This window comes from Alkalibacillus salilacus (assembly GCF_030812915.1).
Lineage (GTDB): Bacteria > Bacillota > Bacilli > Bacillales > Alkalibacillaceae > Alkalibacillus > Alkalibacillus salilacus.
The window spans coordinates 1-1,551 of sequence record NZ_JAUSTQ010000028.1 but is presented as its reverse complement, the minus strand read 5'-3'; the positions used below and the strand labels follow the sequence as shown (position 1 = coordinate 1,551).

General features: G+C 40.4%; 1 protein-coding gene. It reads right to left on the bottom strand.

Translation table 11 applies throughout. The features are described from left to right. Positions 1-38: 38 nt before the first annotated feature. A protein-coding gene (locus tag J2S77_RS14400) for an IS3 family transposase (protein WP_306978519.1) occupies positions 39-1,366 on the bottom strand; the annotation gives its coding sequence in 2 pieces (ribosomal slippage) (positions 39-988 and positions 988-1,366; 1,329 coding nt in all). Between the last annotated feature and the right edge of the window lie 185 nt (positions 1,367-1,551).

Sequence of the window (1,551 nt, the reverse complement as noted above, 5' to 3'; positions counted from 1 at the left end):
TGAACTGTACCCTTAAAAGTGGACAATTTAATAAAAAACTAGGCGGCTAAAAGGTGACCTCGATATTGATTCGGGGTCATCTTTTTTAGTGTCCATTGGTATCTTGATGAATTGTAATAGGCTATATAGTCATGAATCATTGTCTTAACCTCCTCCATCGTGTGACAAGCTTTGATGTCTATGTCATCTTTCAAATGACCGAAGAAAGATTCCATCGGGGCGTTATCCCAACAGTTGCCTTTGCGTGACATCGATTGGGTGAATCCCATGTCTTTAAGCTGTTGTTGAAAAATGGGATGCGTATAGTGAAAGCCTTGGTCAGAGTGAAAGAAGCTCTCAGGTGGCATTTCAAAACCATTCTCAACTAAATGCGTTAACGTTTGATAAACGATGTCCATTCTTAAAGACGATGACACGTGGTGTGCTAGAATTTCATGTGTCGCTGCATCTTTAATAGCTGAGAGGTAAGATACATTTCCATGACCATCATATAAATACGTGATGTCTGTTAATAATACCTTGCCAGGTTCATCTTGATCAAACGCCCGATTCACGAGATTATCACATGTTTTATGTTCTTGTGTTGCCTGAGCCATTTTCTTATAGGGATTAGCTTGTCTCATTTTTGTGATTAAGCCATACTTCTTCATGATTCGGCGAATTTTCTTGAGATTCATAACGATGCCTTCATCATTCTCCAAAATCATTCGAATGGTTTGCGCCCCTGCCTTGCCATTGAGTGATAAGAATATATCTTCAATCAATTGAAACGCCTGTTCATCTTGTCGTTCAGCTTCTTGTCTAGCTGGCTCGTTTTTGAGCCATTTATAATAGCCGCTTTTACTAACCCCTGCTAATTGACATAAATGTGTCGTTAACCCATTTAATTGATACATTCTGATGGTTCGTTCAATGATTTCATATGTCTCACATGGCTTTAACGGTGCTTCTTCATCGCCTGCCTTTCGCGTTCGTCGAGCTTTTTTAGAAAATCATTTTCAGCTTCCAAATATTTGATGCGAGCTTCAGCTTGCTTAAGTTCTTCTTCAGGTGTTAGATCTTGTTTAGACGGTCGACCTGTTGCGCCTTTGCCTCGTCGTTCTGTTCGAAACCCTTCTTTGCCATAAGTATCGTACGTTTTGCGCCAACGTTTTAGACACTGTTGGGGTTTGCTTTCACCTATGATGGTGAGATCAAATCCATGTTCAATAAATATCTGTTGAGGGCCTTTGCCTTTTAAATTTTCCTCAACGGCTTGGATCTTAAATTCTGAGTTGTAGGTGATCGAGCGATCTGAGACTTTATCGACGTATGGGTTTTGTTCGAGCCGTTCCATTTCTTTAGCTGTGAATATCGTTTTACTCATGTTCAATACCCCTTTCATTGACATCCGTTACAGACATAGAGGCTCCTGAAAGAAGCATCGTGTCTGGCTCCTGCGGTCTTCCTTTAATCTGATTCATTCCATTATAACAGGGGGGGATGTCCATAACATAACAAACCCCAGCTAGGGACTTTTTTTATTAAGTCCACTAACTGGGGTATAGTTCA